Origin of the sequence: Mesorhizobium sp. M7A.F.Ca.CA.004.06.1.1 (assembly GCF_003999135.1) — a bacterium.
Lineage (GTDB): Bacteria > Pseudomonadota > Alphaproteobacteria > Rhizobiales > Rhizobiaceae > Mesorhizobium.
The window spans coordinates 1-6,584 of the sequence record NZ_RZPQ01000294.1; the positions used below are offsets into that span (position 1 = coordinate 1).

Here is a 6,584-nt window from a genome sequence, read left to right on the forward strand (position 1 = left end):
CCCGGTGCTGGTCGTCCGCTAGGGCGTTTTTCCGGGCTGGAACTGACTTTCGGAATCATGCTCAAATAACAGCCGGAGACCATCCCGGCGCGGCTGTCGTGCGCCAACATTGTTCGACCGCGCCGGAGAAAATTGACGAATGGCGGACGAGGGTCGCACCAGGATAATTCCCAGCGGAATGCCGCAGTCGGCCGCCATGCTGGCCGACGTCAAACGGGCGATGGCGACCACCGCAAGCCTCAACCGCTTGACCTTCAACGACGCGGCTGAAGTCCGGACCCTGTTCAGCGAACTCATTGGCAGGAAGGTCGACGACAGCTTCCTGCTGATCCCGCCCTTCTACACGACCGGCGGATCCGATATCCGCGTCGGGCGCAATGTCTTCATCAATCAGAACTGCACCTTTTATGATCTTGGCGGGCTCGACATCGCCGACGATGTCATGATCGGGCCGAATGTCAGCCTCATCACCTCGGGCCATCCCCTCGAACCGTCGCGGCGTCGCGCCTTCACGACCGCAAAGCCGGTCGTGATCGAACGCAATGTCTGGATCGCGGCCGGCGCGACGGTCATCGGCGGCGTGACGGTGGGCGAAAACTCGGTTGTCGCGGCGGGTTCCGTGGTCACTAGGAACGTTCCCCCGAACACGCTTGTCGGGGGAAACCCGGCCAACGTCATCAGGTCGATTGCCGAATGAGGGCGCGACTTTTCATCGGGCGGCCGGACCGACAGATCGTAGTGACATCGTCGCTATGCTATGCTGTTAACGCAGGGAAGGAGCCCATTCATGCGCAAGGACTTCATGCTCGAAGCGTTGCAGCGTGCCACTGAAGACACGTTGCTCAACCGCGACATCTTTGCTGTCGAGCCGGATGTCTACGCCGCTTTTCTGGAACGTCTCGACGCGCCGCAGCATCCGAACCACCGGTTGCGCCGCACCATGACGACAAAGCCTCCATGGGACGCTGCATGACGCTGATGATCACGCTCCGCGCCAATCGCCACCGGCCGCTTAGGATGCCGAAGACCAGAGCGCGGCCTCCAAGACCAGATACCCGCCCAGCATCAGCAGCCCGGCGAAGAACACCGTGCGAAACGTCTCGACGCTCATCGCCTGGCGCAGCGCCTGGCCGGCGAACATGCCGGCGAGCGCCGGCGCAAGCGCCAGGACCGATCCCGCCAGTTGCATTGTCGGCGATGCGAACGCGCCTGCCTTGAACAACCCAAGGGCAAGAGCCGCCGTCGACACAGTGAAGGACAGGCCGAGCGCTTGGATGAGGTCTTCCCGGCCCAGCCGCAGCGATTGCAGATAGGGCACGGCCGGGATGACGAAGACCCCGGTGGCGCCGGTGACCAGCCCGGTCGCCACACCGACCAGCGGTGACACCAACGCCTCGTGGCGCGCCGGCGTGGTGAAGCCAAGCTTGAGCAGGCCGAGAATGGCGTAAAGCACCAGCGCCGCACCGAGCCCGGCCGAGGCAACGCCAGAGTGTGTGCCGGTGAGCAGACCGGCCCCGGCGACGGTGCCAAGCACGACGCCGGCCATCATCGTCCACAACCGCTTGCACAGCCCGCCGAAGGATGGGCCGGTGAACAACTGCCAAAGATTGGTGACCAGCGACGGGATCAAGAGCAGGGCAGCCGCCTGCGCCGGCGGCATCGTTACCGCCAGCAGCCCCATCGCCACGGTCGGCAGCCCCATGCCGACGACACCCTTGACGAAGCCCGCGGCAAGGAAGACCGCGCCGATCCAGGCGATGACGCCGACGCTCAGCACGGTCGTTCCTTCGGGGTGCCGCTTCGATCAGTCATGCAACAGCATGTCCGCCGCATCATCGTCGGGTGCGGGTTTTGCAGGCGTTGCTTCATGGTGGACAGGGGCAGCCATCGCCACGCAACCGCGCTGGCCGGGCTCCGCTCGCGCCATGGCAAGCGAGGCCACCGCGATCGCAAGCACGATCGCCGCGCTTTCAAGTATGCCGGGTCCATGCCGGCCTGTCGCCTTTTCGCTCATCGCGCATCTCCATCGCAAAAGATTTGACTGACATGCCGGCCGCCCACAATGTGGAAGTTACGCCGTCAGCCTTCGCCTGCGCCGAAGGCTGAAGCCCTGCAGGAGAAGAAAGATGCGCTTCGATCTTACCGATCTCCGGCTGTTCCTGCTGGTCGCCGAGCGCGGCAGTATCACCCATGGTGCCGAACTTGCGGGGCTGGCGCTCGCCTCCGCCAGCGCCCGCATCAAGGGCATGGAGGAAAGCCTCGGCGCGCCGCTTTTAGAGCGGCGGCGGCGCGGCGTGGTGCCGACGGCCGCCGGGCAGGCGCTGCTGCACCATGCGCGGGCGGTGCAGAACCAGATCGAGGCGATGGCCGGCGACCTCGGCGCCTATGCCACGGGCTTGCGCGCCCGCGTGCGGCTGATGGCCAACACGGCCGCCACCAGCGCGCTGCTGCGCGACATGCTGCCGGCCTTCCTCGTCGCGCATCCCGGCATCGACATCGACCTCGACGAGCGCCCCAGCCACGAGATCGCAGAGGCGGTGGCAAGCGGTGCCGCCGATCTCGGCATCGCCGCGACCTGGGCCGGCCTTTCGCATCTGGAGCAGAAGCCGTTCTTCATCGACAGGCTCATGGTGATCGCCGCGCGAGACTGGCCCGACCTCGAAGGCAATACGGCCAGCCTCGGCGACCTGCTCGGCGAAGCCTTTGTCGGCCTGAGCGCCGGCCATCCCTTGCAGGAGCACATCACCCGTCAGGCCGCCCGCCTTGGCGGCCATCTGCACTTCCGCATCCGCGTGCCCGGCCTCGACAATGTCTGCCGGCTGGTCGCCCAGGGCGCCGGCATCGCCATCGTGCCCGAAAGTGCCGCGCGCCGCTCCGCCCGCACGCTGCGCAGCCTACGGTTGACCGACGACTGGGCAACACGCCAGCTCAACCTCTGTGCCCGCCGCTTCGAGGATCTGACGCCACAGGCAAAACTGCTGGCGGAGGCGCTGGTGTGAAGTCGCGCTCTACGGCGCTTTGCCCATGGAGCGTAGCGCGTTGATCGCAGCGAGGTATTCGATGAAATGCTTTGGGCAATCGCTTAGCACGAGCCGATAGAGCGGCAACGTCTCGTCGTCACGATGCTGCAGCCGCTGGAATTCCGCTGTGTAGAAATTGGCCTCGCAGACCTGCTCGTTCCTGATGGTTGCATCCGGATCATCAGCCGCCTTCAGTGTCACTTCAGGCGCCTGGTCACCCAGCAGCATGCGGACCAGCGGCGCCGGCCATTTCGTCATGTCGAGCTTTGCCACGCGCAGGATGCTCGACTGCCCGTTGCGGCGCCGGGCAAGGTCCACCCAGATTGCGGAATACGCATCCTGGGGCTGCATTTGGGCGGACTTCTCCAGATCGGCCTGTGCCTTGGCGGCCGGACCAAAGTAGAATCCGGCAATGCCGCGACTTTGATAGAAACCCGCGAATTTTGGGTTTCGACGAACAGCCTCGTTGAAGTTGGCGAAGGCCTCGACATAGTCTGTCTTGTACATACTGGCGATACCCAGCGCTTCGTAGGCGCTGGGATAGTTCGGCGCATAGTGCAACGCCTGAGTGCAATCATTGATCGCGCGATTGTTTTTCGCCATGTACAGCCACACGTAACAGCGCCCGAGATAGGCGGCGGCATCTTCAGGATTGAGGAAGATCGCTTGATCATAGTCCGCGATGGCGGTGTCGTATTTGCCTTTATCGCTCCAGGCCGCGGCACGGTTCCTGTAGGCGCCAGCATAGCCGGCATCTATTGCGATCGCGAGATTGTAATCTGATATGGCGTCATCATATTTATGCCTGGATGCCCAGACGAGGCCCCTGCTGTCGTAGGCTTGCACATAGCCTGGATTGATGGCGATCGCGTAATCGTAGTCCGCCAGCGCAAGATCATACTCGCCTTTGTACGACCAGACCCGACCCCGATTGGTGACGGCTTCGGCATAATGGGGATTGAGGGTGATCGCCTGGCTAAGGTCGGCTAAGGCCCGGTCCGCATCATCGATGTACGACCATAGCAGACCGCGATTGTTGTAGCCGACGGCGTTTTTCGGATCGAGGCTGATCGCCTGATCGTACTCGGCAATGGCCCGCTTGTAGAACATCTTGCTCGCCCAGACATCAGCGCGGTCGCGGTAGATCGAGGCATCCTTTGGATCGAGCCTGATCGCCTGGTCATAGTCAGCAATGGCGCGAGCCTTGTCGCCTTTCTTCATCCAGATCTCGGCGCGCCGTCGAAAGGCGAGGATATGATTCGGATCGAGCGCAATCGCCTGGTCGAGGTCCGCAATGGCGCGGTCATATTCGCCGCTGCCGTCCAGTGCATTCGCTCGGTTGAAATGGGCAAGGGCTTGATCATTCACCGATACGGCCTTGTCCTCCAGCAGGCTGGTGCACACGACGATCCGCTTGGAGGCGTCGAGCTCATCGTCGCCGCAATTGTGCAGACGATTATCGGCTGCCATGACCGGCGGGCCGAATGCGAGCAGGACCGCAAGGCAAGCAAGGTAACACTGCGCCACTTTAGTCAAACGCCCATATCGATGAAGCATCATGTCAGAAAAACTTGGAACATCATTGCAGATCGCCGACCTTGTGCCAGCTTGATCGGGCAAATTCTTGACCAAGAAAATTAATATCGAAGAAATCCGGACGGGCCACGCGCCGGCGGCATGCGTCGACAGCGGGGCATCACCACCTTCAATCGCCCGATCACAACACGATTGTCCTAGTCTGCGCGCTGCCTTTCGCCAGCACGTTCGGCCGCCTGCAGGCAGACGACCTACCCAGTTCGCGTGAAAACAGCGCCTTGCTTTTCAAATATCCGTGACGTAGCTTGTTTGCACATTGGCAAAAAAATAGCCGAAGTTTTTTCCTTTTGTGAAAGACGGGGACTTTGCGGGAACATCTTGATCTGACCGATCGGCGGCTGGTCAAACAGCTGTCGCAGGATGCACAGCCGGGCATCAACCGCATCGCCGAGATGTTGGCGATTTCGGTGCCGACGGTGCGCACGCGGCTGCGCAACCTGCTCGACCGCAACCTGCTCAAGATCGTCGGCCTGCTGAACCTGACCGAGCGCCCCGAGCTGATCTCGGCCATTGTCGGCATCAATGCCCAGGGGCGCGGCCGGGCCCGCGAACTGGCACAGCGCATTTCCGAACTGCCCTTCGTCAACTCGGCTTCGGTGGTCACCGGGCGCTTCGACATCATCGTCGACGTGACGGTGGCCGGTGACGTCGCCGATCTCTACCGCGTCACCAGCGAACTGATCCCCGGCGCCGGCGAGCCCGGCGAAGTCGTGCGCAGCGAAACCTTCGTCGTCATGGCGTCCTGCAACAAATGGGTCAGCCTGCCGGAAGGCTGCTGGTCGGACGACCGCAAGGAGCCGGCATGAAGATCGCGGTACTAGGCGGCCTCGGCCTGCAAGGTCGGGCGGCAATCGCCGACCTCGTCGCCAGCGTCGGCGTCGAGGAAATCGTCTGCGTCGATACCGCAGCGGATGGCCCGGCCCGGCTTGCCGGCCTGACCGATCTTGCCCGCGTGCGCTTCGTGGTGCCTGAAGGCGCGATCGGCCCGGCGCTGGCCACTGTGCTTGATGATGTCGACGCCGTCATCGACCTGTTGCCGCAGCCGCTGATGCGCCAGGCGGTGCAGGCCGCGATCGCCACGCGCACGCCGCTGGTCACCACCAATTACGCCAAGTCGATCGCCGACCTGGCGCCAGCCGCCGAACAGGCCGGCGTCTCGATCATGACCGAATGCGGGCTCGACCCCGGCATCGACCTCGTGCTGTACGCGCGCGCCGCCAGGCAGTTCGACTCGATTTCCTCGATCGATTCCTATTGCGGCGGCATCCCCGAGCCGAAGGCGATGGCCAAGCCGCTGTGCTACAAGGTGAGCTGGAATTTCGACATGGTCCTGGTCAGCCAGAACCGCGACAGCGTGATGATCGAAGACGGGAAACGCGTCGCGGTGCCGGCCGGCCAGCAGCACGACAATCCGTTCATCCATGAAATCGAGGTTGCGGGTCTGGGCAAGCTCGAAGCCTTCCCCAATGGCGATGCGCTGCATTATGTCGAGATGCTGGACGCCGCCAAGGGATTGCGCCGCTCCGGCCGCTACACGCTGCGCTGGCCGGGATGGTCGGCCTTCTGGGCGCCGCTGAAGGAGCTTGGCTTCCTCTCCGAAGACAAGGTGCCCGGCACAGGCAACAGCCCGCGCGAATTCCTCGGCCGTCTGCTCGGCCCGCAACTGCAATATGGTCCCGGCGAGAAGGACCTGTGCGTGATGCGCAATGTCTTTTCCGGCCTCGAAGACGGCCGCGCCAAGACGGTGACGTCGGACCTGATCATCGAGCGGGACCTGGCTTCGGGCCTGTTCGGCATGAGCCTCGGCGTCGGCTATCCCGCCAGCATCGTGGCGCAGATGCTCGCGCGGCGTGAGATCACCAGACCGGGCCTTTTGAACCCGCTGCTGGACGTGCCCGACATCAGGTTCTTCGACGAACTGGCCAAGCGTGGCATCACGGTTTCCGAGACGGTGGCACGGGACTGAGG

The 6,584-nt window shown here is 63.4% G+C and carries 8 protein-coding genes; 5 read left to right on the plus strand and 3 right to left on the minus strand.

What is annotated here, in order from left to right; genetic code table 11:
• Positions 1 to 139: 139 nt before the first annotated feature.
• Together EN906_RS18165 and EN906_RS18170 are read left to right on the plus strand one after the other, a co-directional pair.
• Positions 140 to 697: a sugar O-acetyltransferase gene (locus EN906_RS18165; RefSeq protein WP_127269967.1), complete on the plus strand. Its 558-nt coding sequence runs from the start codon at positions 140 to 142 to the stop codon at positions 695 to 697.
• Between the two features lie 90 nt (positions 698 to 787).
• Positions 788 to 973 carry a DUF1778 domain-containing protein gene (locus EN906_RS18170; protein WP_236382721.1) on the plus strand — a complete coding sequence of 62 codons (186 nt, stop codon included), beginning with the start codon at positions 788 to 790 and terminating at the stop codon, positions 971 to 973.
• A 39-nt stretch (positions 974 to 1,012) separates the two neighbouring features.
• On the opposite strand, the gene EN906_RS18175 is transcribed toward EN906_RS18170, so the two are convergent.
• Positions 1,013 to 1,777, minus strand: a complete 765-nt coding sequence (locus EN906_RS18175; RefSeq protein WP_127269971.1) for a sulfite exporter TauE/SafE family protein — start codon at positions 1,775 to 1,777, stop codon at positions 1,013 to 1,015.
• A gap of 27 nt (positions 1,778 to 1,804) precedes the next feature.
• The gene (locus EN906_RS18180) at positions 1,805 to 2,014 is read right to left on the minus strand and encodes a hypothetical protein (protein WP_127269973.1); all 210 of its coding nucleotides are present in this window, start codon (positions 2,012 to 2,014) and stop codon (positions 1,805 to 1,807) included.
• A 112-nt stretch (positions 2,015 to 2,126) separates the two neighbouring features.
• Here EN906_RS18180 and EN906_RS18185 point away from each other — a divergent pair, with 112 nt between their 5' ends.
• Positions 2,127 to 2,999 carry a LysR substrate-binding domain-containing protein gene (locus tag EN906_RS18185; RefSeq protein WP_127269975.1) on the plus strand — a complete coding sequence of 291 codons (873 nt, stop codon included), beginning with the start codon at positions 2,127 to 2,129 and terminating at the stop codon, positions 2,997 to 2,999.
• A gap of 9 nt (positions 3,000 to 3,008) precedes the next feature.
• Here EN906_RS18185 and EN906_RS18190 read toward each other — a convergent pair whose 3' ends face one another.
• Positions 3,009 to 4,652 (minus strand): tetratricopeptide repeat protein, encoded by a 1,644-nt coding sequence (locus EN906_RS18190; RefSeq protein ID WP_127272103.1) that lies wholly within the window; start codon positions 4,650 to 4,652, stop codon positions 3,009 to 3,011.
• A gap of 269 nt (positions 4,653 to 4,921) precedes the next feature.
• Here EN906_RS18190 and EN906_RS18195 point away from each other — a divergent pair, with 269 nt between their 5' ends.
• Both EN906_RS18195 and EN906_RS18200 read left to right on the plus strand, forming a co-directional pair.
• On the plus strand, positions 4,922 to 5,422 hold the full coding sequence (locus EN906_RS18195) for an Lrp/AsnC family transcriptional regulator (protein WP_127271168.1): 501 nt from the start codon (positions 4,922 to 4,924) through the stop codon (positions 5,420 to 5,422).
• Complete coding sequence (locus EN906_RS18200) at positions 5,419 to 6,582, plus strand: saccharopine dehydrogenase family protein (RefSeq protein ID WP_127271167.1); 1,164 nt, start codon at positions 5,419 to 5,421, stop codon at positions 6,580 to 6,582. Before EN906_RS18195 ends, EN906_RS18200 begins: the two co-directional genes overlap by 4 nt.
• Positions 6,583 to 6,584: the final 2 nt, after the last annotated feature.

Bases quoted from the DNA above. Each gene is read 5' to 3' on its own strand.
- EN906_RS18165 (WP_127269967.1), top strand. From the start codon at position 140: ATGGCGGACGAGGGTCGCACCAGGATAATTCCCAGCGGAATGCCGCAG.
- EN906_RS18170 (WP_236382721.1), top strand. From the start codon at position 788: ATGCGCAAGGACTTCATGCTCGAAGCGTTGCAGCGTGCCACTGAAGAC.
- EN906_RS18180 (WP_127269973.1), bottom strand. From the start codon at position 2,014: ATGAGCGAAAAGGCGACAGGCCGGCATGGACCCGGCATACTTGAAAGC.
- EN906_RS18185 (WP_127269975.1), top strand. From the start codon at position 2,127: ATGCGCTTCGATCTTACCGATCTCCGGCTGTTCCTGCTGGTCGCCGAG.
- EN906_RS18200 (WP_127271167.1), top strand. From the start codon at position 5,419: ATGAAGATCGCGGTACTAGGCGGCCTCGGCCTGCAAGGTCGGGCGGCA.